Source organism: Yinghuangia aomiensis, from assembly GCF_039542225.1.
In the GTDB taxonomy this organism is placed as follows: domain Bacteria; phylum Actinomycetota; class Actinomycetes; order Streptomycetales; family Streptomycetaceae; genus Yinghuangia; species Yinghuangia aomiensis.
This window is the reverse complement of the sequence record NZ_BAABHS010000007.1, coordinates 67,153-89,656: the sequence shown is the minus strand read 5'-3', so window position 1 is coordinate 89,656 and position 22,504 is coordinate 67,153. Positions and strand designations below refer to the sequence as shown.

The following is a 22,504-nucleotide window of genomic DNA, read 5'->3' as shown; positions in this document are numbered from 1 at the left end:
CGAACGTCCAGGAGGGTACGTGCCGCTGCCCGACTACCCCGAACTCAACGGACCCGCATGGCAGGAGGCCGCCGCCGGACTCCTGATCGCGCTGCTCGCCGAGTACGCCGAGACCGGGCTGCTCGTCCCGCAGCCGGACGAACCGGCCACGGGGACGGACACGGCGGCGGACGGCGACGGGTCCGCGGAAACCGGGCCCGGAACCGCGCCGGAAGCCGAGCCGGGCGCCAAGCGGGGCAAGTCGCCGGGCAACGAGCCGGGGGCCGAGGCCGACGGCGCCCCGGAATCCGGCGCCCCGGCGCACGTCGACCCCGGCCCCGACCCGGAAGCCGAGGCCGGCCCGGTCCGCTACCGCCTCCACCTCGCGAGCCATGCCGTCTACTCGTTCCGCGCCCGGCGCGGCGCCTGGGGCACGTGGCGGATCCAGCCGGGCTCGGTCCTGCGGGTCGCCGACGGCGGTGCGGCGGCCGCCGACGACCCGGCCCGGTTCGTCGTCGACGCACGCGCCGAACTCGGCCTGGACGAGGGCGGCGCGGCCCGCCTGGTCCGCGACGTCAACGCCGCCGTGGTCGCCGCGGTCCGCGACACCGCCCGGGACCGGCCGAGCGCCGCCGAGGCGGCCGAACTCCCGTACCTCGACCTCTCCGCGTGGCTGCGCACGCTGCCGCGGCCGGGCGGTGCCGATCCGGCGTTCGCGGCCACCGACACGGCCCGCTGGGCGCCCGCCGCCCGCAACCCCGTCCGGCTGCCGTGGGCGGCCGTGCACCGCGGCATCGGCCTGTGGCGCGGCGGTGCCGAGGCCGACGAACAGCGGCTGCTCGGCGAGGAACTCGAACCGTCCACCCGCCGCCGCTTCACCGCCAAGCTCCGCGACCGCGGCCTCGACCCGGCGGACTACCGCTGGCTGCCCGTGCATCCGTGGCACTGGGACGCGACCGTGCTGCCGCTGTTCGCCGCGGACGTGGCGCACGGCCGGATCGTGCCGCTGGGCGACGGCGGCCCCGACCGCTACCTGCCGCACGACGGCGGCCGGGTGTTCACCAACCTCGACCGGCCCGGCCGCCGCGACGTCGTCCTGCCGCTCGCCGAACCGGGCGCGGACCCGGCCGCCCGGACCGCACCGCCGCATCCGGCTGCGGCGGCGTGGTTCGCCGAGCGCCTGCGTGCCGACGCGTTCCTGGCCGAGGCCCGCACAATCGTCCTGGCCGACCTGGCGTCGGCCGCGGTGCGCCACCCCGACCTCGATCCGCACGCCGACCGCGGCCTGTTCGCCGCCGCCTGGCGCGAACCGCTCGCCGCCCGCCTCGAACCGGGGGAGCGGGCCCGCCCGTTCGCCGCGCTGACCCACCGCGACCCGGCGGGGATCCCGCTGATCGCCGAACTCGTGCGGCGCTCCGGCCTGGCCCCGCGCGAATGGCTGCGGTGGCTGTGCACCGTCGCGATGCCGCCGCTGATCCACCTGCTCTACCGCTACGGGCTGGCCTTCCCGGTCACCGGAACCTCGCTCGTCCTGGTGTCCGACGCCGCCGAAGTGCCCGCGCGCCTGGTCCTCCGAGGTGTGGGAAGCGCGCCGCTGCTCTGCCACGGCGCCGGCGGACTGCCCTTTCCGGAGGCCGCCGGACTGCCCCTGCCGGGCAGCCGCCCCGCCGACGGCGCCCGGCTCCTCGCGGCCGCCTTGTTCGACGGCCCCATGCGCCGGATCGCGGCGGTCGCGGTCGACGAACTCGGACTATCCGAAGAGGATTTCCGGGAACTGGCGGACGACGAGACCGACGGGTACCGCAGCCGCTTCCCCGACCTCGCCGAACGGCATGCGCTCTTCGGCCCGATCGAGCCCTCCCGGGTTGCGGAAAGTCCCTTGGACGCACGCCAATTCGGCTACCTACTCTGGGACGGCGTACCGCAACCGCGTGGGCACACCAGGGGGACTGCATGCCGTACACCGCCGAAATAAGCCGGGCGCACCCGGGCTGCCTGGTCTTCCTCGTCGACCAGTCCAGCTCGATGTCCGACCCGATCGGCACCGCGCCCGGCAGCGACTACGGCGCGGCGCTGCCGCGCAAGGCCGACGTCGTCGCCGACTCGCTGAACCGGCTGCTGTTCGAGTTGTCGGTGCGGTGCGCGAAGGAGGAAGGCGTCCGGGACTACTTCCACATCGCGGTCGTCGGCTACGGCGCCGCCGTGCAGCCCGCACTCACCGGCTTGCTGGCCGGACGGGACGTCGTCCCGCTCGGCGAGATCGTCGCCTTCCCGGCCCGCTTCGACTCGCGGCTGAAGAAGGTGTCGGACGGCGCCGGGGGGCTCGTCGAACGCACCATCGAATTCCCCGTCTGGGTCGAGCCGGTCGCGTCCGGCGGCACGCCGATGTGCCAGGCGCTCGGCTACGCGGGCAAGCTCGTGCAGGGCTGGGTCGACCAGCACCCCGACGGGTTCCCGCCCATCGTGCTGAACCTGACCGACGGCGAATCGACCGACGGCAACCCGGCCGAGGCCGCGACCCGGCTGCGCTACCACGTGACCGGCGACGGCGAAGCGCTCCTGTTCAACCTGCACATCTCCGGCAACCGCACCGACCCGATCCAGTTTCCCGCGCCCGGCGACCCGCTGCCCGACCAGTACGCGACGCTGCTGTCCACGATGTCCAGCGAACTCCCGCCCGGCATGCGCCGCTATGCCGCCGAACAGGGCCAGGACGTGGCCGACGGGGCGCGCGGCTTCGTGTTCAACGCGGACTTGTCGGCGGTCGTGCAGTTCCTCGACATCGGCACCCGCGCCGCCGACCTGCGGTAGCGGCATGCGCGCCCATGTGACGGTTCTGGCGCTGCACAAAGGCGGCGGCGAACCGCATGAATACGAGGACGCCGCGTGGGTCGGCAGCAGCACCGCGACCGGCGAGGCCCGGTCGATCATGCCGCCGCCGGGGCCGACGTGCCGCCGCGGCGGTGTCGGCCGGGTCGCCACCCTCCGCGCGGCGGTCGCGGACGGCGCGTCGTCGAGTCTGCTGGCCCGGCGCTGGGCGCAGTTGCTGGTGCGGGAGGCGGGCGCCGCGCCGAGCGGACTGCTGCGGACCGAGGCCGGGTTCGCGGACGTCCTCAACCGGGCGGCGGACCGGTGGCCTGACCATATGAAGGAGTACACGCGGCTGCGGGAGCTGCGGGGCAAGCCGATCACGTGGTTCGAACGCCCGGGCCTGGAACGCGGCGCGCACGCGACACTGCTGGTCGCGCACTTGGCGGCGCACCGGTGGCAGCCGGGGCGGGGCACGTGGTCGGCGGTGGCCCTGGGGGACTCGTGCCTGTTCCACGTCCGCAACGACGCGGTGCGGGTGGCGATGCCGGTCGAAGCGGCCGAGGACTTCGGCAACACACCGCCGCTGGCGGCGAGTTCCGGCCAAGACCGGGACCTGGCCGCGTCGCACGCGGCGCTGGCGCGCGGCACGTGGCTGCTGGGCGACCGCTTCTACCTGGCCACCGACGCGATGGCCGCGTGGTTCCTGCGCCAGTCCGAAAACGGGCGCAAGCCGTGGGACCTGCTGCGGGCACTCGACTACGCGACCCCGCGGGAGTGGACGACGTGGGCGGAACGGGAGCGTGCGTCGGGCGAACTGCCCAACGACGACGTGACACTCGTGCGCATCGAGCCGCGGTGAGGTGAGCGTGGCCGGCCAGGGGGAGGCCCGGGCATTTCCGACGGGCGCCGACTACAGCGAGGCGCTGCGGGACACGACGCTGTGCTTCGCCCATCCCGCGATCGCGCAGGGCACGGTCGAGATGGGGCCGCTGCGGATGCCGCGGGCGGTGTCCGGGAACTTCGGCAGCGTCTTCCGGGTGACGTCGGCGCGGGGGACAGGCACGTACGCGGTCAAGTGCTTCACCCGCGCGGTGCCGGACCGGCTGCGCCGGTACCGCGCCATCGGCGACACGGTCGCGTCGTTGCCCGGGGATTGGCGGGTCGACGTCGAGTACGTACCCAACGGTGTGCTGGTGCGGGGGGACTGGTACCCGGTCGTCCTCATGCGCTGGATCGAAGGCACGGCGCTGATCACGTGGCTGGAGAACCATCTCGGCGACGCTGCGTCGATCGACGCGCTGGCCGACCGGTTCGCCGCGGTCGTCGGCGAGTTGGAAGCCGCGGGGATCGCGCACGGGGACTTGCAGCACGGCAACGTGGTGGTCGAGCCGAACGGTGCACTGAAGCTGATCGACTACGACGGCATGTACGTGCCGTCGCTCGCCGGACTCCCGGCCGCCGAGCAAGGCCATCGGAACTACCAGCATCCGAAGCGTGGTTCGGGCGACTTCGGCCCGGGTCTCGACCGTTTCTCGGCCCACGTGATCCACCTGGGCCTGCGCACCCTAGCCCGCAAACCGCAGCTGTGGAAGCAGTTCCACGAGGAGGGCGGCGAGCACCTGCTGCTGAAGGCGGAGGACTATGCGTCCCCGGCTGCGTCGGACCGCTGGGCGGCGATTGCCTGCGCTGTACCGGAGCTTGCCGATGCCTACGCACGACTGGCGTTCTGGGCGGCGCGGCCGGTGGGAGAGGTGGGGGCGCTGGGTGGGGGTGGGGCGCCGGACTTGCGGAGCGGGAGGGTGGGACGCGGGGGCGGGCCCGGGGTTCCGCCTGCCCGGGCGGCGACGCCGGAGGCCCCGGGGTTGCCAGGGTGGCTGGCTCAGGCAACGGGGTTGGGGGAGCGCGGCGGTTCGCAGCCGGCGCGGGCGACGGGGTTGGGGACGGCGCGCGGACGCCGGACCCCAGGGGACGGGAGTGGCGGCGGCTCGCCCGCGTCGCCGGGGGGCGGGCCTGGCCCGGGGCCCCGGGGTGGTTCCCCCGCACAAGCAGGCGGGGTGGGTGGTTCGTCAGGCCGGACGGGCAGCCGCGTCGGCCCTGGGGCCGGCCCGACACCGGTCGGCGGTGCCGCTCCCCGGCCCGGTCCGCCATCCTCCTCCGCCGGCTGGGCGGTTCCGCCGATCGCGCCTCGCCTGCGGGCGTCGGGAGGCAGCTCTGCCGGGCTCTCGCCCGCGGGTTCGTCCGGCGCTTCGTCGGCTGGTGCCTCCGCGTCCCCGCCGTCGGTCGGCCGGTCCGCCGTGCCCTCCCCGCCCGCCTCCTTCTCCCACACCCCCGCGTCCCCGCCGTCGGTCGGCCGGTCCGCCGTGCCCTCCCCGCCCGCCTCCTTCTCCCACACCCCCGCGTCCGTCCGCTGGACCGCCCGCCTTGCCGCCGTCGGTCTTCCCGTTCTCGTCCTGGCGGCGGTGTTCGCAATGGCCGGGGCTTATCCGTCGTTGGTTCTCGACATCGTCGTGATCCTCGCCGCGTCGGCGGCGGTGCCCGTGGTGCATCACCGGCTGCGGGCGGCCTACCTGGCGAGTGCCGAAATGCAGACGCGGGACGCCATGGCGGCCGAGCAGGCCGCCGCCGAGACCGACCACACGGTGTGCCTGAGCGTCGCGCGGCGGCATCGGCGCCTGCTGGACGAAGCACGGGAGCAGTTCGACAAGACCGTGGCCCGCTTCGACGCCGAAGCCGCCGGACTCGCCGCGCGCAGCCGGACCGCGCGCGACGCTGCCCGAGCACGCCTCGACGGGCAGCTCCGCGACCTGCGGCGCCGGCGCGACGCCCTCGACGCGTCCGCCGCCCGCGAGGAACTCCAGGCCCTGCGCGACCTCCAGGAGCGTCTGCTGCGCGATGCGCTGGCTGCCGAGCCGCTGCCCGCGGACCTCCTCGGCGAACGCTGCGCCGCCCGGCTCGCCGACGAAGGCATTGCCACCGCGGCCGACTTCACGCGCGTCACGTCCGTGGTCCCGACGCAGGCGAAAGAGCGCCTGCAAGTCGTGGTCACCGGACCGCGCGGGTCGGTGCGGGTCGCGGGCATGGTGCCCGCGCTGGCCCGCGCCCTCCAGGAGTGGCGGGACAACCTCGCCGACGACATCCGCACCCGCCTCCCCGGCGCGCTGCCCTACGCCGACGCGCAAACCCTGCACCGGCGCCGTGCCGACCACCGCCTCGACCTCGCCCGTCAAAGCCACGACGCCCGGACCGCGGCGCTGCGCGAGTTCGCCGACCTGGACGCGGACGCCGACGACCGGCAGCGGCATCTCGAACGCCTGCAAGTCGCCGAGACGATCGCCGCCGCCTCCGCTGTGCGCACGGCCGAAGACCGGCTCGCGGAAGCGCGAGCCGCGGTCGACCAGGCCCACGCGCGGCTCGGGTTCGCCTCGGTGGCGGTCGCCGCCTGCGGGCGCCTGACGTTCCGCCGCTATCTCGCCGACGCGTTCGTCGGACGCTGAACTCCGTGCCACCCGTGCGGAACGCCGCCGTCACGCCCGGATAAATCTCTCAAGCGCTCGACTGAATCATGTCTTGTGTCACACGTGTCGACGCCACCAGGCTGCGGTGCGCACGGATACCCGAGAGCCGTCCCCATGCCCGAAGGAGATCGTCATGCCTCCCGGATCCGCCGTTCCCCGCCGACGTGTCGGCCTGTCCCTCGTGCTCGCCTTGCTGGCGTCGTTCCTCGGTCTGGGCGCCGCGGCGACGACGTCGCATGCCGCCACCGACACCAATCCCGCATCGGTGTTGTGGGAGGCCTATCCCGACACCGACGCGTACCCGCACAACAGCACCGACCCGGTGAAGCGGGTCATCGACATCGGCATCCGCTCGCCGTCGACCGACGCCGCCGTCAAGTGGGTACGCGTCCTGCTGCCCGTCGGCTGGTCCAAGACCGCGACCCGCACGTGGCCGACGCTGTGGCTGCTGCACGGCGGCGGGGACGACCACACCAGCTACACCACCAACACGCACATCGAGGAGATGACCGCGGACAAGGACGCGATGGTCGTCATGCCGCAGACCAGCAAGTGCAGCTCCTACACCAACTGGTGGAACTACGGCGACGAATCCCAGCCGCCCGACTGGGAGGACTACGTCGTCGACGAGGTCAGCCAGATCCTCGAATCCCAGTACCGCGCCAACGACCAGCGTGCCGTCCTCGGCATCTCCATGGGCGGCGGCGGCGCGATGATGCTGGCCGGAAAGCACCCCGGCCACTTCAAGGCCGTCGCCGAACTCAGCGGCGCCGTCAACATGCTCCACTACGACGCCGACGAACTCCTGCAAGGCCCGAGCGTCGTCAAGTGGGGCGCGGCGGCGTGCGACGTGCCGGTCGACTGGAAGCGCGTCAACGGCGAACCCGGCTACCCGTTCTACACGACCGACCCCACCGACCTGCGCCAGCAGCGCCTGTGGAAGGAGAACAGCGCGATCGGCAACGCGGCCGGACTGCGCGGCACCCCGCTGTACGTCTACTACGGCAACGGCTCCGACGCCCCGCGCAACTGGACCTGGACCGGCACCGCCACCACACCCCGCATGCCCGCGGCCCGCTGCACGAGTCCGGCCGCCGGCAACGACGGCGTCGCCGCGTTCGTGGAACGCAACATCCGTGCCCAGAACCAGGACTTCGTCGCCGAACTCGGCAGTCTCGGCATCCCCGCCACCGTCTGCGCCGCCGCCGGCCAGCACGGCTGGGACTACTGGGAGCCGGAGATCTGGACGGCCTTGCCGATGCTCCTGAGCGCCATCGGCGCGTGAACCGCGGCGGGGGCGGCGCGCTTGCCGCGCGCCGCCCCCGCCTTGCCGGTCGCGTGCGGACCTACAGCCCCGATATCCGGTTGTTGCGGAACAGGTCGACGAACAGCGCGTGGTCCGCGCGCGTCCGCGCCGCGTAGTCGTGCGCGAACGCGGTGAGGTGCGCGACGAACGCCTCCTCGTCGGGCTCGATCGCGTCGCGGATCGCGTGCTCGGTGGAGAACGGCACCAGCGAATGCCCGCTGCCCGCCTCGTCGGCCACCGCGTGCATCGTGGCCGTCGCACGGGCGAGGTACTCGACGACGTCGTGGATCGCGGCCGGCTCGTTGAGCGCCGACCAGTCCAAGTCGTTGGCGTACGGCGACACTTCGGCGACGAGCTGGCCGATGCCGCCGATGTCCGTGTACCCCAGCCACGGGTCCGCGTGGGCTTGCAGTGCCCGCTGCGAGATCACCGTGCGGTGGCCCTCGTGCGCGAAGTAGGAGCGCACCGCCGGGTCGGTGACGTGCCGGCTCACCGCCGGGACCTGGCCCTGCTTCATGTACAGGATCACGTCGTTCTCGAGGGCCTCGGTGTTGCCCTCGATGAGCAGGTTGTACGACGGCAGGCCCGCGCTGCCGATGCCCACGCCGCGGCGTCCGACGACGTCCTTGACCTCGTAGCGCTCCGGCCGGTCCCGGGTCGAATCCGGCGTCGTCGCCAGGTAGCGCCCGAAGGCCTCCAGCACCGTCTTGCGGGTCTCGTCGTCGAGCGGGAACGCGCCGCCGGACATGGCGAAGCGGCGGTCGTAGCCGGCCACGACGGTCTGCTCGTCCAGCAGCCCGACCCGGGTCTGCAGCCGCGCCTGGTGCAGCACGTCGAGCAGCGGGCCGGACGCGGTGCTCAGCGTCAGCGCGGTCTGCGCGCTCGCCGGGTCGTCGGTGAGCAGGATGATCTGCTTGCGGTAGGCGCGCGCGTACGCGCCGACCAGGTCGCCGATCACGTCGTCGCTGAGCGCCTTCGCGTACCCGATCAGCGCGAGGCTCGCGGCGAAGCGCTGGACATCCCAGACAAAAGGACCGACGTAGGCCTCGTCGAAGTCGTTGACGTTGAAGACGAGTCGCCCGTCGGCATTGAGGTAGGTGCCGAAGTTCTCCGCGTGCAGGTCGCCGTGGATCCACACGCGGCCGGTGCGGTCGCCGATGTAGGGGTTGGCGAGCCCGTCCATGTCGGCGTAGTACAGGCACGCCGTGCCGCGGTAGAACGCGAACGCCGACGCCGCCATCTTGCGGAACTTGACCCGGAACGCGGCCGGGTCGTCGGCTATCAGGCCGCCGAAGGCCGTGTCGAAGACCTCCAGTATCCGCGCGGCCCGCTCGTCGCTGCTTTGGTCGAACACCCGTCCACTGCCCCTTCCGGTCTGCCGGAGGCACAGCTTGTCACCGCGGGCGCGCCGGGAGAACGCCGGGGGGAGGCGCGCTGCCGGGTCACAGCCGGACTTCGACGCCGTCCCGGGTGCCCCAGCGGCTGATCCGGGTGCACGTCGCCATGGCGTACCAGTAGACCGGCCGCAGGAGCACCGCCCGCCACAGCGCCGCGATCGGTGCGGCGGCGAACAGCAGGGCCGTCTGCGTCCCGGTCATGTCGGTGCGGGTCACGGTGAACAGGCGCAATGCCGTCAGGTAGCTCATGGCGACGCCGATGGCCAGGGCGAGGACGGCGACGGTGCCGAGGTGCGCCCGGTATTCGGGGACCACGATCAGCACGGCGGGGATCGTGATGCCGAGGACGAGGTGCAGGTATTCGCCGACGGTGCTCCAGAACACGACGCCGTTCGCCGGCATGTAACGCAGCCACCACAGGTGGCGCACGGTCGTGCCGCGCATCCAACGCATCTGCTGGCGCATGTAATGCCGGAACCGTTCGGGGGCGAGGGTGAAGACCAGCGACGACGGCTGGTGCACGGTGTCGCCGGCGAGGAGCGCGTAGAAGGTGAGCATGGAGTCGTCGTTCATCTGCATGGGGCGCCCGCGGAACTGCTCGTTCTCGTAGGCCCCGGCGGCGTTGCGGACCACGTCGGCCCGGTAGAACGCCAGGGTCCCGGAGTTGATGGTGACCCGGCGCAGCACCGACTGGGCGCTGCGCAGGCCGCGGGTGAACGGCAGGTACAGCAGGTTGATCAGCCGCGTGAGGGCGTTGGCGTCGTGGTTGAGGACGACGACCTGCCCCGCGACGGACTGCACGCCGGGGTCGGCGAACGGTTTGAGCCCTTCCGCGACGGCTTCCGCGTCCAGGACGGAATCACTGTCGAGGGTGACGAAGATGTCGGCGTCGTCGTCGGCGAGGACGTACATCTGGGCGTGCCGTTTGCCGCGGTTCACGGTGCGGTCCCACGTCACCTCGACGCCGATGGCCGCGGCGCGTTCGAACAGTTCCGCCCGGACGTCGGCGTAGTCCATCGGCGTGCCGTCCGGGTGGACGGAGCCGTCGTCGACCACGCGCACCCGGGCCACCTGCCGGGACTGCACGAGGACGGAGTGCAGGCAGGCGCGCAGCGCGCCCGGGTCTTCGTTGTACACGGGCACCTGGACGGTGACGGTCAGCGCGTCGACGTCCGCCTGTCCGGCGGCGGAGGCCGGTCTGCGCGGGCGTTCGAGCCACGACACCGGGACCCACCACAGCAGGAAGAAGGACACCAGCCACGGCATCGCCAGCACGCCGGACATCTCCCCGTGGCCCAGGCCGCTCAGCACCGCGACCGCATGCGCCAGGCCCCAGGCGGTGAACGCGGCACAGGGCAGTACGCCCAAGACCACGAGCCGCCAGGACGAGCCGTGCCAGGCCCGCGGCAGGACGCCGACGCCGGGCCACCGTCCTTGAAGCGCAGCCTGCGCCGTCACCGTGCGAACGGGCTGCGGCCGCGGCGGAAGGACAGACGGACGAGCAGCACACCGGCCAGGACCAGCAGCAGGCTGACGACGACCAGCCAGACCTGCCCGGTCGCGAGGCCGGTCGCGGCCAGGACGCCCCCAGGGGCGGAAACGGATCCGTACGGCACCAGAACCTCCTACGAAAGACACGTCGGACGGTCTGGTACTCAATGCATCGCTGCATCACACCCGCATTGCTGCATCCGCGTGATCCGCCCGACTGCGCCGTCCGGCCCAACGGGTTGTGCGGACGGGCGCATGCGGAGGGCCCGCCGCGTGCGGACAGCACACGCAGCGGGCCCTCCGGCCGATCGGATGGTCAGCCGTTCTTGCCGGCCCCGCCGTTCGCGGCCGCGGCGCCGGCCGCCGCCTTCTCCGGGTCCGGCAGGTCCTTGGTCTGCGGCCGGTCGCCCGACTTCGGCATTTGGACCGAGGCCATACTGTCCGGCCCGGCCAGGGTGTTCCACACCGGCGCGGTGACGATCGCCTTGAGCTGGTCGGTCGTCAGCGGCGGGTCGGTGCGGACGTCCTTGCCGGTCTTCTCGCCCGCGGCGTTGGTGGTGTTCGCGTAGACGGCCACACCGTCGGTGCGGGACAGGCTCACGCTCCACACCTTGGCGCCACGGCCGTTGATGCCGGCCTTGCCGTCGGCGGTGCTCTCCGACGCCGGGTACTCGCGGTTCTGCTCGAGACGCAGTGTGCCGTTCGGCAGGGTCTCGTTCTTGCACCAGATGCCGGTGCCGGCGGTGAACGTCCAGCAGGCGTTGTCGCCCGCGGTCGCGCCCGGACGCAGCGCCAGGTAGAGCGTCGTGGCCTTGCCGTCGCCCGGGTCGACCAGCGCCTCCACCGACACGCTCGTGTCGCCGCGCGCCCCGGTGTCGGCGTCCCGCAGCTTCACGTCGGACACCGTGTACCCGGCCGGCAGCAACTGCTTCAGCGCGTCCAGCGCCGCCTGCGCGGTGAGCTTGGCCGGCTGCGGCGCCTGCTGCGGAGCGGCCTGGCTCACCGCGGGGGGCTGCGCCGCGACCGATGCCTTCTGGTCGCCGCCGCTGCTGGTGGAGAGCACGGCCGTGCCGACGCCCGCCGCCGCGACGACCGCGAACGCCGCGCCCGCCACCTGCATGCGGCGGAGCGACTGGAACTTCTTGCCGCGCGCCATACCGCCGCGCACGAGGGCGGCCGTCGGCGGCTGGAACGCGGACGTCGCCGCGTGCATGGCCGAGGACAGGCTTTCCGCCTCGGGGGTTTCGTACTGGTTGGTCATCGGGTCACCGTCTCCTGGGTGCGTCCGGATGCGTGGGTCGCGTGCCGCCGTACGGCGCGGCGCGCGGAAATGCTCGGGGTGTGGTCCCGCCGTACGGCCGTTCCGGCGGGCCCGGCCCGCCCGGAACCCGGGCCGCGGCCACTGCTGTCTCGCGTGGGGCGGTCGGCGCTCACGCCGCCGCCAAGTGCTGGAGGTCGGTGCCCAGGACGCCGCGCAGCCGCTCCAGCGCGCGCATCGTCCGGTTCCGCACCGCACCCTGCGAACAGCCCATCTGCCGGGCCGTCTGCTCGACGCTCAGGTCCTCCCAGTAGCGCAGCACCAGGACCGTGCGGTCCTTGGGGGACAGCTGCGCCAGTCCCTTCAGCAGGGTCATCCGCAGCGCCGGGTCGAGTTCCCGGCCCGCCGCCTCGGGGATGCTGCCGTACGCGGTCTCGGTGCTGCTGCGCCGCCGCCGCCAGGACAGGTAGCTGCGGGTCAGCACGGTGCGTGCGTACGCGTCGGGACTGTCCGCGGCCTTCACGCGCTTCCACGACCGGTAGAGCTTCCCGAGCGTGATCTGCACCAGGTCTTCCGCGAGATGCCAGTCGCCGCTCAGCAGCCACGCCGTGCGGAAAAGCTGTGCGCTGCGCGCCGTGGCGAATTCCAGGAATTCGTCCGGGTCTGTTGCCATCGCCTCGCCCTCGTCGCCGTATGGCTCGTTGTGGTGCTTTCTGGGCCGCTGTGGGCCTACACCCGTTCCGACGCTGCGACGGCGGAGGTGTGTCACACGGTCGGCGGAAATTTCTCGGCCGGGTCGTACGCTGGTGCGCAATCGATCATCCTCGAGGAGTCGCAGTGGGCATGCAGCCGGTGGCCGGACAGGACGTGGACCGCGTCTGCAGCCGCACCCGCGGATGGGTCAGCGAAGCGGTGCGCAAGGTCAACGCGGACGCGAACCGCTCGGCGGACACCCACCTGCTCGTCTATCCGCTGCCGCCCGAGTGGGGCATCGACCTGTACCTGAAGGACGAGTCGACGCACCCGACCGGCAGCCTCAAGCACCGGCTGGCCCGCTCGCTGTTCCTCTACGGGCTGTGCAACGGCTGGATCCGCGAGGGCACCACGGTCATCGAGGCGTCGTCCGGGTCGACCGCGGTGTCCGAGGCGTACTTCGCGCGCATGCTCGGCCTGCCGTTCATCGCGGTGATGAGCAAGAAGACCAGCCCGGAGAAGATCGAGCTGATCGAGTTCTACGGCGGCACCTGCCACCTCGTCGACGACCCGGCGACGGTGTACGACGTCTCCCGGCGCCTCGCCGAGGAGACCGGCGGCCACTACATGGACCAGTTCACGTATGCCGAACGCGCCACCGACTGGCGCGGCAACAACAACATCGCCGAGTCGATCTTCGGCCAGATGGCGGAGGAGCGGCACCCGATCCCGACGTGGATCGTGGTCAGCGCGGGCACCGGCGGCACCAGCGCGACGATCGGCCGGTACGTCCACTACCAGTGCCACGACACGTGCCTGATGGTCGTCGACCCGGAGAACTCGGCCTTCTTCGACGGCTGGACGGGCCACGACCCCGGCTACACGGTCAACGCCGCCTCCCGCATCGAGGGCATCGGCCGGCCGCGCGTGGAGCCGAGCTTCGTGCCCGAGGTCGTCGAACGCATGCTCAAGGTCCCGGACGCGGCGTCCATCGCCGCGATGCGGCACCTGCACCGGCTGACCGGCCGCAAGGCGGGCGGGTCGACGGGCACCAACCTGTGGGGCGCGCTGCAGCTCGTCGCGGAAATGCGGGCGGCCGGACGCACCGGCTCCATCGTCACGCTGCTGTGCGACGGCGGCGAACGCTACGCCCACTCCTACTACTCCGACGGCTGGCTCGCCGAACAGGGCCTGGACATCGGCCCGTTCACCGCCGCGCTGGAGCACCTCCAGGCCACGGGGGAGTGGCGGGCACCCTGACGGGAAGCCCGGACCCGCCGCTACGCTGCCGGGTATGAGCGGGAATATCGCGTACGACCGGCGGGAACAGCTGGAGAAGATCCAGAGCGGCCTCATGCCCGGCGAGCAAGTGATCGCCGTCTACGACGCGATCGGCGTGGGCACCGGCTTCATCGGCCTGACCGACCGCCGCGTGATCATCCAGGACAACAGCTTCGTGGGGAAGAAGATCGCCATCACGTCGATCCCCTACTCCAAGATCAGCAGCATCTCGATGGTGTCGAACAAGTCCTTCGCGGGCTCGTTCTTCTCCTCCGGCCACATAGCGATCGGCGTCGGCCACCACAATTACGAGGTCGAGTTCCGCGGCGAGGAGAAGAGCAAGCACGTCCACAACGTGATCCTGCATTACATCTCGGCCTGAGGACCCGGGCGGGAGACCCGGGGGAGCGCAGGCGGCCGGCGAAGGCCCCGGTGACGGCTGTCCGGCCGGCCGGGGTGAGGGCGACGAAGACGGCGCGCCGGCTACTCCCCGGCGGGGATCCGCTCGATCGTGACCGGCCCGGCGGCCTCCGGCGCGGACGGCTCCACCGCCTCGTCCTCGCCCTCGTCGTCCTCGACCGGTGCCGGATGCCAGCCGACCAGGAACAGTGCCGCGACCGTGCACACGGTCAGCCCGATGACCAGCGGCAGCAGCAGGTGCGGCGAGTCGGCGCCGGTCAGCGGCGCGTCGGCGGGCGCCAGACGCACCGAGATCGCGGTCATGCCCATGTAGTGCATGCCGCCGACGGCGACGCCCATCGCCAGGGCCGCGCCCGCGATCGAGCCGAGGCTGCGCACGTTGAGCGCCGCGTACAGGGCGATCGTCGCGGCGACCACCGCGACCATCACCGACAGGGCGACCGTGCCCGGGGCATACGACGCGTGCCCGCGCATGCGCATCGCGGCCATGCCGACGTAGTGCATCGTCGCGATGCCGCACCCGGTGACGGTGCCGCCCGCCGCGAGGACCAGCGGCCGGCCCGTGTCGCGGGCGGCGATGCTCAAGCCCGCGGCGACCACCGCGACGGCGACGACGAGACTGGCCATCGTGAGGGCGACGTCGTAGCGGATCGGGGTGCCGCCGACGGCGAAGCCGAGCATCGCGACGAAGTGCGTCGCCCAGATGCCCGTGCCGCCGATGGCGAACGCGCCGAGGGCGAACCAGCGTCGGCGGGCCCAGCCGTGCGCGCCGTGGGCCCGGGTGGTGCACACCAGGCCCAGCGCGGAACCGACGCAGGCGACGAGATACGCCGCGATCGGGGTGACCGGCCCTGCGGAGAACTGGTCGATGTGGGCCACCGGGGTCAGGCCGCCTTCGTCAGCGAGTCGCCCGAGTCGCCCGAGTCGCCCGGATCTCCAGGGTCGTGCAGGGCCCGGCGGACCACCAGCACGGCGGCGTCGTCGGACATGCGGCCGCCGGTGTGGATCGTCACGTCCGTGATGAGTTCGTGGGCGATGCGCTGCGAGCCGTGGTGCGCCCAGCGGGCCAGGCGTTCGCCGAACGGGTAGAAGCCGCCGGCCGGGTCGCGGGCTTCTGTCACGCCGTCGGTGACCACGACGAGCACGTCGCCGGGGACGTAACTGACCCGGTACTCCGCGTACTCGATGTCGTCGTACAGCCCCGCGGTGCCCAGCGGCGGTGCGTTGACGGGGAGTTCGAGTTCGACCGCGCGTCCGCCGCGCAGGTGCACCGGCGGCGTGTGCCCGCACGACAGCATGCGCAGGTGGCGCGGCTCGTCGAAGGCGAACAGGACGGCGGTGGCGAAGCGTTCGTCGGCGGGTCCGGCGCGGTCCTCGTCGAGCTGCGCTATTCGCTCCTCCAGCCGGGCCGCCAGACCGGGCAGGCTCGGCTCGTAGTGTGCCGCTTCGCGAAAGCACGCCATCAGCGTGGCCGCGGTGGTGATGGCCCCGATGCCTTTGCCGCGCACGTCGCCCATGAGCACGCGCATGCCGTGCCGGGACCGCACGACGGCGAACATGTCGCCGCCGACTTTGGCGTCGGTGTCGGCGGGCAGGTACAGCGCCGACACTTCGTAGCCGGGCAGTTCGGCCGGTATCGGCTCCAGCACCGCGCGCTGCAGGATCAGCGTGGCCGAACGGGCTTTGCCGAGCTGCGCCGAGTGCCTGGCACGAGTCGCGGACCCCCATACGCCGACCGCGCCGAGGCCGACGACCACCCCCAGATGGATCGCCTTCGCCGCGGGCGTGGTGTGCTCGAAGTGCAGGATGAGGACGGCGGCCAGCGCGGTCGCCGCGGTCGCCAGGCGGACCGTCGCGGCCACCGTGCACAGCGCGGCGAACAGCGGTGGTACGACGCCCAAGGCGACCGCGCCGGGAACCGAACGGTCCGCGACGACGTCCACCACGAACAGGAAGAGCAGCATCAGATATGCCGCCACGGACACGGCCGCCGGCGGCCAACCGCGGCGCGCGGTACCGGAAGGCCCTTCGACGACGGCGCCGTCCGGCGGCGCCGCGCCCGGTGCCGGCCGGTCCGACGACGGTGCGTCGTCCGTGCACTCTTCCAGTCCTTGCCGCGTCACAGCGCTCACCCTATGGGGTGATGTCCCGGCGTGGATCAACCCCGGGGCCCGTCAGCGGGCGCCCGCGGCCTTTTCGGCCACGGGGGTCGAATTCGCGTCAGGCGCCGCCATCGTGGACGCCGCGTCGCGGTCCCGGATCAGCAGCGCGAATACCACGCCGACCGCCGCCATCAGCGCCGCGGCCGCGAACGCCCAGTGGTAGGCCGAGTATTGGGGCTGGAGGCCGTGCGGGGTCACGGTGAAGATGCCGATCCCGGACAGCACGCTGCCCAGCACCGCGACGCCGATCGCCGCGCCGAGCTGCCGCTGGACGTTGAACAGCGTTGTGGCGGCGCCCATTCGGGGCAGCGGGACGGCCGCGAAGGCCGCCGTCTGGGACGGCATGAACACGTGCGAGAGGCACAAACCCGTGACGAACAGAATGGCTCGAACCCACCACAGGTTCGTGTCGGGGCCGACCTGCGTGAGCAGCGCGATCATCACCGCCGTGCCGCTCAGGCCCGCGGCGATCAGCCGGCGCGGGCCGACCTTGCCGTAGTAGCGCGACACGAGTTGGGTGGCGCAGATGATGCCGAGCGCGGTCGGGAACGTGGTCAGGCCGCTGTCCGTGGCCTCCAGGCCGCGGGCCTTCTGGATCATCACCGGCAGCACGTACACGGTGCCGAGGAAGCCCGCCGACGAGGTGACCGTGACCATCGTGCACGTGAAGAACAACCGGTTGCGGAACAGCGACAGGTCGAGCATCGGGTGCTCGGTGCGCGACTCGACCACGACCAGCAGCCCGAGCAGCGCCAGGCCGCCCAGACCGGTGCCCACGATCAGCGGCGACGACCAGCCCTTCTGCGCGCCCTCGGTGAGCGCGTACAGCGCGCTCGCCAGACCGGCGCCCGCGAGCACGAAGCCGGGCAGGTCGAACGGCCCCACGCCGGGCTGGCGCTGCTCGCGCAGGCACAGCGCGCCGAACGCGAGGGCGGCGACGCCGATCGGGACGTTCATGTAGAAGACCCAGTTCCACGACGCGTGGTCGACCATCAAGCCGCCGATGATCGGGCCCAGCGCGGGCGCCAGCGCGGTCGGCACGATCAGCACCCGGGACGCGCGCATGCGCTCGGCGGGCGGGAACGCGCGGAACATCATCGCCATGCCGACCGGCGTCAGCAGCCCGCCGCCGACGCCCTGCAGCACCCGGAACGCGACCAGCTGGCCGAGGCTCTGCGCGAGCCCGCACAGCGCCGACGCCACGGTGAACAAGGCGAGCGCGAACAGGAACACCCGCTTCATGCCGAACCGGTCGCCGAGCCAGCCCGCCGCCGAGATGAACACCGCCAGGCTCACCAGGAACCCGACGTTGACCCCGGCCACCGACGACGCGGACTGGCCGAACTCGGTCGCGATGGCCGGAATGGCGACGTTGACGATCGTGGAGTCCAGCACCGTCATGAACATCGCGGCGACGAAGACGACGCTGATCGCGATCTTCTGGTCGAGCTGGGCGAGGCGGGAGACGAGAGTGGTGGGTTCGTCGCGCATGGAGGGCCCCCGGCGGCTCCGTCGGTTCGGCTTGCGGAAACACGTTCTACCGCAGTGGCGTCCCGATGTCCGCATCGTTGGCAAAGCAAATATCCTCTGCAACCGCCGAAATTCGCGTCGGGTGACGGGAAGTTCACGCAGCGCCGCGTACCGGAAGTCCCGCTTTGCGGTAGATCCCGTCGATCAGGCGCATCGTCTCCACGGCGTCCGCCGCGGGCGTCGCCGGCGGCGTCCCGCGCAGCACCGCGTCCGCGAACGCCTGCAGCTGGTACTGGTACGACGACGTCTTGGCGGCCTGCCCCAGATGCTCGCGGCGCTTGCGGCCGCCCGCCTCCACGGTGAACCGGTAGCGGTACTGCGGCGCCACATAGTTCGACACCGAGACGGTGCCGCGCTCGCCGAACACCTTCGCCGTCATCGCGAGCATCCGGCGCGACAGCATCGAGCACCGCACTTCGGCCGTGGCGCCGCCGGGCAGCGCGAACGTCGCCTCCATCGCCCGGTCGATCCGCCGGTCGCGGCGCAGCGTCGTCGCGCGGGCGTCGACCACCTCGATCCGCGCGCCCGCGGCGGTGGGGGCCAGCATGCGGAGCGCGTTCACCGGGTAGCAGCCCGCGTCCATGAGCGCGCCGCCCGCGAGGTCGTAGGCGTAGCGGATGTCGCCGAGGCTGGGCAGCGGGAAGCACATGCTCGCGGAAATGTGCCGGACCGGGCCGATCTCGTCCTCGTCGAGGATCTCGCGCATGCGCCGGGCGACCGGGTGGTACCGGTAGTGGAAAGCCTCCATGCACACCAGTCCGGTGCGCTCGGCGGCCGCGGCGACCTGGCGGGCCTCCGTCTCGTTCGCCGTCATCGGCTTCTCGCACAGCACGTGCTTGCCCGCTTCCAGGGCGCGCATCGTCCACTCGGCGTGCAGGCCGTTGGGCAGCGGGATGTAGACGGCGTCCAGCTGCGGGTCGGCGAGGAGGTCGGCGTACGAGGCATGCACGGTGCGTATGCCGTGCTTGCGCGCGAACGCCTCGGCCCGGCCCGCGTCCCGGGCCGCGACCGCGGCCACGGTCACCTCGGGTATCAGCCGTCCCGGTTTGACCAACGCCGCGGGCGCGATCCGTGCCGCGCCGAGCACGCCGATCCGCATCCGCTCCATGCCGCCCCCTGACGGGCCTGGGATCCTGCGGGGAACCGCCGCGATCCACGATGCCGCGCCGCCTTCGGCGGCGTCCGCGGCATCGTAGGGCCGGGCGGGTGCGAAAGACATGCCCGGCGGCACGCCGGACGGCGGTCCGCGGTCCGGGCGTCCGGCGTCGTAGAGTAGAGTTCTCTCGACATCAAGATAAACGTAGGGCCTTGCCCCGGCCGACCCGGGCGCCGCGGCAAGGTGTCCGAGATAGGAGCACTCGTGTCCGCGAACAGCTTCGACGCCCGCACCACGCTGAACGTGGGCGACGAGTCGTACGAGATCTTCAAGCTGGACAAGGTCGAAGGCAGCGCCCGCCTGCCCTACAGCCTGAAGATCCTGCTGGAGAACCTGCTCCGCACCGAGGACGGCGCCAACATCACCGCCGACCACATCCGGGCGCTCGGCGGCTGGGACCCCAACGCCGAGCCGAGCGAGGAGATCCAGTTCACGCCGGCCCGCGTGATCATGCAGGACTTCACCGGCGTCCCCTGCGTCGTCGACCTCGCCACCATGCGCGAGGCGGTCAAGGAACTGGGCGGCGACCCGGCCAAGATCAACCCGCTCGCGCCCGCCGAGATGGTCATCGACCACTCCGTCATCGCGGACGTCTTCGGCCGCCAGGACGCGTTCGAAATCAACACCGACATCGAGTACGGCCGCAACAAGGAGCGCTACCAGTTCCTGCGCTGGGGCCAGACCGCGTTCAACGAGTTCGCCGTCGTGCCGCCCGGCACCGGCATCGTGCACCAGGTCAACATCGAGCGCCTCGCCCGCACCGTCATGGTCCGCAACGGCCAGGCCTACCCCGACACCTGCGTCGGCACCGACTCGCACACCACGATGGTCAACGGCCTCGGCGTGCTCGGCTGGGGCGTCGGCGGCATCGAGGCCGAGGCCGCGATGCTCGGCCAGCCGGTCTCGATGCTCATCCCGCGCGTCGTCGGCTTCAAGCTGACCGGCAAGCTGCAGCCCGGCGTCACCGCCACCGACCTGGTCCTCACGATCACCGACATGCTGCGCAAGCACGGCGTGGTCGGCAAGTTCGTCGAGTTCTACGGCGAGGGCGTCGGCGCGGTACCGCTGGCCAACCGCGCCACCCTCGGCAACATGTCGCCGGAGTTCGGCTCGACCTGCGCGATCTTCCCGATCGACGCCGAGACCATCAACTACCTGCGCCTGACCGGCCGTCCGGCCCAGCAGCTCGCGCTCGTCGAGGCGTACGCCAAGGAGCAGGGCATCTGGCACGACCCGGCCCGCGAGCCGGAGTACTCCGAGTACATCGAGCTGGACGTGGCGTCCGTCGTGCCGTCGATCTCCGGCCCGAAGCGCCCGCAGGACCGCGTCGTGCTGACCGAGGCCAAGGCCAAGTTCCGCGCCGCGCTGCCGGACTACGTCAAGGACATCGACGAGGCCGAGGTCGAGTCGTTCCCGGCGTCCGACGCCCCCGCGCTGAACGGCACCCGCGCGTCGAAGCCGACCACCGTCCAGGCGGCCGACGGCAGCACCTACACGATCGACCACGGCGCCGTCGTGATCGCGTCGATCACCTCCTGCACCAACACCTCGAACCCGTCGGTCATGCTGGGCGCCGCCCTGCTGGCCAAGAAGGCGGTCGAGCGCGGCCTCACCGTCAAGCCGTGGGTCAAGACCACCCTCGCCCCCGGGTCGAAGGTCGTCATGGACTACTACGAGAAGGCCGGCCTGCTCCCGTACATGGAGAAGCTGGGCTTCAACCTGGTCGGCTACGGCTGCGTGACCTGCATCGGCAACTCGGGCCCGCTGCCCGAGGAGGTCTCCGCCGCGGTCAACGCGTCCGACCTGGCCGCGGTGTCGGTGCTCTCCGGCAACCGCAACTTCGAGGGCCGGATCAACCCGGACGTGAAGATGAACTACCTCGCGTCGCCGCCGCTCGTCGTCGCCTACGCGATCGCCGGGTCGATGGACGTCGACATCACCACCGAGGCGCTCGGCGTCGACGCCGACGGCAAGCCGGTGTACCTGGCCGACATCTGGCCGTCCGACCAGGAGGTCGCGGACACCGTCGCGTCCTCGATCGACCAGGACATGTTCACCGCGTCCTACGCCGACGTGTTCGCGGGCGACCACCGCTGGCAGTCGCTGGAGGTGCCGACGGGCGACACCTTCGAGTGGGACCCGCAGTCGACGTACGTGCGCAAGCCCACGTACTTCGAGGGCATGACGATGGACCTGACGCCGGTCGCCGACATCTCCGGCGCCCGCGTGCTCGCCAAGCTCGGCGACTCGGTCACCACCGACCACATCTCGCCGGCCGGCAACATCAAGGCCGACAGCCCGGCGGGCATCTACCTCGCCGAGCACGGTGTGGAGCGCAAGGACTTCAACTCGTACGGGTCGCGCCGCGGCAACCACGAGGTGATGATCCGGGGCACGTTCGCCAACATCCGCCTGCGCAACCAGATCGCGCCGGGCACCGAGGGCGGCCTCACCCGCGACTTCACCCAGGCCTCCCAGGCTGCGGATGCCCCGGTGTCGACGATCTACGACGCCTCGGTCAACTACCAGGAGGCGGGCATCCCGCTGGTCGTCCTGGCGGGCAAGGAGTACGGCTCGGGCTCGTCGCGCGACTGGGCGGCCAAGGGCACGTCGCTGCTGGGCGTCAAGGCGGTCATCGCCGAGTCGTACGAGCGCATCCACCGCTCGAACCTCATCGGCATGGGCGTCGTCCCGCTGCAGTTCCCGGCCGGCCACACCGCCGACACGCTGGGCCTCACCGGCACCGAGACCTTCGCGATCGCGGGCATCACCGAGCTGAACGAGGGCCGGACCCCGAAGACCGTCAAGGTCACCACGGACACCGGCGTCGAGTTCGACGCGGTCGTCCGCATCGACACCCCCGGCGAGGCGGACTACTACCGCAACGGCGGCATCATGCAGTACGTGCTCCGCTCCCTCGTCGCGAAGTGACGACCGGGGGCCACCTGACGGGCGGCCCTCGGTGAGCAGGTGAGACGAGGCCGGGCCGGTTCCCTCCGGGGGACCGGCCCGGCCGCGTTTCGGGCCGCGCGAGGAGCCGCAGAACGCCGCCGGCGTGTTGTTCGGCGACCGTGAAGGCGGCGGGCCGCGACCGGATGTCAGGGCGGACCGGACCTCCGACCGCCCGCGCCGCCCGTCGCGGACACGCCCGCCTGAACCGGCCCCCTGGCGACGGCGCGACCGCCCCCCGGCGTCGAGAGCCCGAAGCAGGGACTCGACCCACCGCCCCGGCCTCCCCACCACCCCGCACCACCCACCGCACCGCCACCCCACCCGCCGTCGTGCCGCACCGCTGAGCGGGCCTACCGCGGCGTGCGGATGCCACGCGCAGCCCGGCGGTCTTGCCGTCCCGTGGGGCTCGGGCCGCTGGTCGGCCGTCTCCGTCTCCGTCTCCTGTCGCGGTCGTGTCGAGTGCGGGGCGGGTCGGGCGTCGGTGCTTCCCCCCCGGTCCCCACCTCGGCCCGTCATCCGGCACCCTCTGTCCTCCCTCGTCACGCCCCGTCCT

Annotated in this window: 17 protein-coding genes; 8 read left to right on the top strand and 9 right to left on the bottom strand. The window is 72.3% G+C overall.

Annotation, left to right across the window (positions count from 1 at the left end; all coding sequences use genetic code 11):
* Positions 1 to 19 precede the first annotated feature (19 nt).
* From ABEA93_RS11440 to ABEA93_RS11420, 5 genes are all read left to right on the top strand, one after another.
* The gene (locus ABEA93_RS11440) at positions 20 to 1,954 is read left to right on the top strand and encodes an IucA/IucC family protein (RefSeq protein ID WP_345675312.1); all 1,935 of its coding nucleotides are present in this window, start codon (positions 20 to 22) and stop codon (positions 1,952 to 1,954) included.
* Complete coding sequence (locus ABEA93_RS11435) at positions 1,933 to 2,790, top strand: vWA domain-containing protein (RefSeq protein ID WP_345675311.1); 858 nt, start codon at positions 1,933 to 1,935, stop codon at positions 2,788 to 2,790. The genes ABEA93_RS11440 and ABEA93_RS11435 overlap by 22 nt, the downstream gene beginning before the upstream one ends.
* A 4-nt stretch (positions 2,791 to 2,794) precedes the next feature.
* Positions 2,795 to 3,649 (top strand): hypothetical protein, encoded by an 855-nt coding sequence (locus ABEA93_RS11430; protein WP_345675310.1) that lies wholly within the window; start codon positions 2,795 to 2,797, stop codon positions 3,647 to 3,649.
* A 7-nt stretch (positions 3,650 to 3,656) separates the two neighbouring features.
* Positions 3,657 to 6,284, top strand: coding sequence for a hypothetical protein (locus tag ABEA93_RS11425; protein ID WP_345675309.1), 2,628 nt, complete (start codon positions 3,657 to 3,659; stop codon positions 6,282 to 6,284).
* A gap of 154 nt (positions 6,285 to 6,438) precedes the next feature.
* Positions 6,439 to 7,590, top strand: coding sequence for an alpha/beta hydrolase (locus ABEA93_RS11420; protein WP_345675308.1), 1,152 nt, complete (start codon positions 6,439 to 6,441; stop codon positions 7,588 to 7,590).
* A gap of 61 nt (positions 7,591 to 7,651) precedes the next feature.
* Here the strand turns inward: ABEA93_RS11420 and ABEA93_RS11415 are convergent, their stop codons facing one another.
* The 5 genes from ABEA93_RS11415 to ABEA93_RS11395 form a co-directional block, all read right to left on the bottom strand.
* Positions 7,652 to 8,965 carry a DUF2252 domain-containing protein gene (locus tag ABEA93_RS11415; protein WP_345675307.1) on the bottom strand — a complete coding sequence of 438 codons (1,314 nt, stop codon included), beginning with the start codon at positions 8,963 to 8,965 and terminating at the stop codon, positions 7,652 to 7,654.
* Positions 8,966 to 9,053: 88 nt separating this feature from the next.
* Positions 9,054 to 10,466, bottom strand: coding sequence for a glycosyltransferase family 2 protein (locus ABEA93_RS11410; protein ID WP_345675306.1), 1,413 nt, complete (start codon positions 10,464 to 10,466; stop codon positions 9,054 to 9,056).
* Entirely contained in the window at positions 10,463 to 10,624 is a 162-nt protein-coding gene (locus ABEA93_RS11405) for an LPXTG cell wall anchor domain-containing protein (protein ID WP_345675305.1), read from the bottom strand. The genes ABEA93_RS11410 and ABEA93_RS11405 overlap by 4 nt, the downstream gene beginning before the upstream one ends.
* 191 nt (positions 10,625 to 10,815) lie before the next feature.
* On the bottom strand, positions 10,816 to 11,760 hold the full coding sequence (locus ABEA93_RS11400; RefSeq protein ID WP_345675304.1) for a hypothetical protein: 945 nt from the start codon (positions 11,758 to 11,760) through the stop codon (positions 10,816 to 10,818).
* A gap of 169 nt (positions 11,761 to 11,929) precedes the next feature.
* On the bottom strand, positions 11,930 to 12,430 hold the full coding sequence (locus ABEA93_RS11395) for a SigE family RNA polymerase sigma factor (RefSeq protein WP_345675303.1): 501 nt from the start codon (positions 12,428 to 12,430) through the stop codon (positions 11,930 to 11,932).
* A gap of 170 nt (positions 12,431 to 12,600) precedes the next feature.
* Here ABEA93_RS11395 and cds1 point away from each other — a divergent pair, with 170 nt between their 5' ends.
* Together cds1 and ABEA93_RS11385 are read left to right on the top strand one after the other, a co-directional pair.
* Positions 12,601 to 13,710 carry an L-cysteine desulfhydrase Cds1 gene (gene cds1, locus ABEA93_RS11390; RefSeq protein WP_345675516.1) on the top strand — a complete coding sequence of 370 codons (1,110 nt, stop codon included), beginning with the start codon at positions 12,601 to 12,603 and terminating at the stop codon, positions 13,708 to 13,710.
* Between the two features lie 34 nt (positions 13,711 to 13,744).
* Positions 13,745 to 14,113: a PH domain-containing protein gene (locus tag ABEA93_RS11385; protein WP_345675302.1), complete on the top strand. Its 369-nt coding sequence runs from the start codon at positions 13,745 to 13,747 to the stop codon at positions 14,111 to 14,113.
* A gap of 101 nt (positions 14,114 to 14,214) precedes the next feature.
* On the opposite strand, the gene ABEA93_RS11380 is transcribed toward ABEA93_RS11385, so the two are convergent.
* The 4 genes from ABEA93_RS11380 to ABEA93_RS11365 form a co-directional block, all read right to left on the bottom strand.
* Positions 14,215 to 15,030 carry an MHYT domain-containing protein gene (locus ABEA93_RS11380; RefSeq protein WP_345675301.1) on the bottom strand — a complete coding sequence of 272 codons (816 nt, stop codon included), beginning with the start codon at positions 15,028 to 15,030 and terminating at the stop codon, positions 14,215 to 14,217.
* Between the two features lie 5 nt (positions 15,031 to 15,035).
* Positions 15,036 to 16,274 (bottom strand): PP2C family protein-serine/threonine phosphatase, encoded by a 1,239-nt coding sequence (locus ABEA93_RS11375; RefSeq protein WP_345675300.1) that lies wholly within the window; start codon positions 16,272 to 16,274, stop codon positions 15,036 to 15,038.
* Between the two features lie 51 nt (positions 16,275 to 16,325).
* Positions 16,326 to 17,804 carry an MDR family MFS transporter gene (locus ABEA93_RS11370; RefSeq protein ID WP_345675299.1) on the bottom strand — a complete coding sequence of 493 codons (1,479 nt, stop codon included), beginning with the start codon at positions 17,802 to 17,804 and terminating at the stop codon, positions 16,326 to 16,328.
* Positions 17,805 to 17,937: 133 nt separating this feature from the next.
* Complete coding sequence (locus tag ABEA93_RS11365) at positions 17,938 to 18,951, bottom strand: Gfo/Idh/MocA family protein (protein ID WP_345675298.1); 1,014 nt, start codon at positions 18,949 to 18,951, stop codon at positions 17,938 to 17,940.
* A gap of 252 nt (positions 18,952 to 19,203) precedes the next feature.
* Here ABEA93_RS11365 and acnA point away from each other — a divergent pair, with 252 nt between their 5' ends.
* A complete protein-coding gene (gene acnA, locus ABEA93_RS11360) occupies positions 19,204 to 21,930 on the top strand; it encodes an aconitate hydratase AcnA (RefSeq protein ID WP_345675297.1) in 2,727 nt (908 codons plus the stop codon).
* The last annotated feature ends 574 nt before the right edge of the window (positions 21,931 to 22,504 follow it).

Excerpts from the sequence above, each read along its gene's own strand:
- ABEA93_RS11365 (WP_345675298.1), bottom strand. The coding sequence starts at position 18,951 with ATGGAGCGGATGCGGATCGGCGTGCTCGGCGCGGCACGGATCGCGCCC.
- ABEA93_RS11430 (WP_345675310.1), top strand. The coding sequence starts at position 2,795 with ATGCGCGCCCATGTGACGGTTCTGGCGCTGCACAAAGGCGGCGGCGAA.
- ABEA93_RS11370 (WP_345675299.1), bottom strand. The coding sequence starts at position 17,804 with ATGCGCGACGAACCCACCACTCTCGTCTCCCGCCTCGCCCAGCTCGAC.
- ABEA93_RS11395 (WP_345675303.1), bottom strand. The coding sequence starts at position 12,430 with ATGGCAACAGACCCGGACGAATTCCTGGAATTCGCCACGGCGCGCAGC.
- ABEA93_RS11435 (WP_345675311.1), top strand. The coding sequence starts at position 1,933 with ATGCCGTACACCGCCGAAATAAGCCGGGCGCACCCGGGCTGCCTGGTC.
- cds1 (WP_345675516.1), top strand. The coding sequence starts at position 12,601 with ATGCAGCCGGTGGCCGGACAGGACGTGGACCGCGTCTGCAGCCGCACC.
- ABEA93_RS11400 (WP_345675304.1), bottom strand. The coding sequence starts at position 11,760 with ATGACCAACCAGTACGAAACCCCCGAGGCGGAAAGCCTGTCCTCGGCC.
- ABEA93_RS11385 (WP_345675302.1), top strand. The coding sequence starts at position 13,745 with ATGAGCGGGAATATCGCGTACGACCGGCGGGAACAGCTGGAGAAGATC.
- ABEA93_RS11420 (WP_345675308.1), top strand. The coding sequence starts at position 6,439 with ATGCCTCCCGGATCCGCCGTTCCCCGCCGACGTGTCGGCCTGTCCCTC.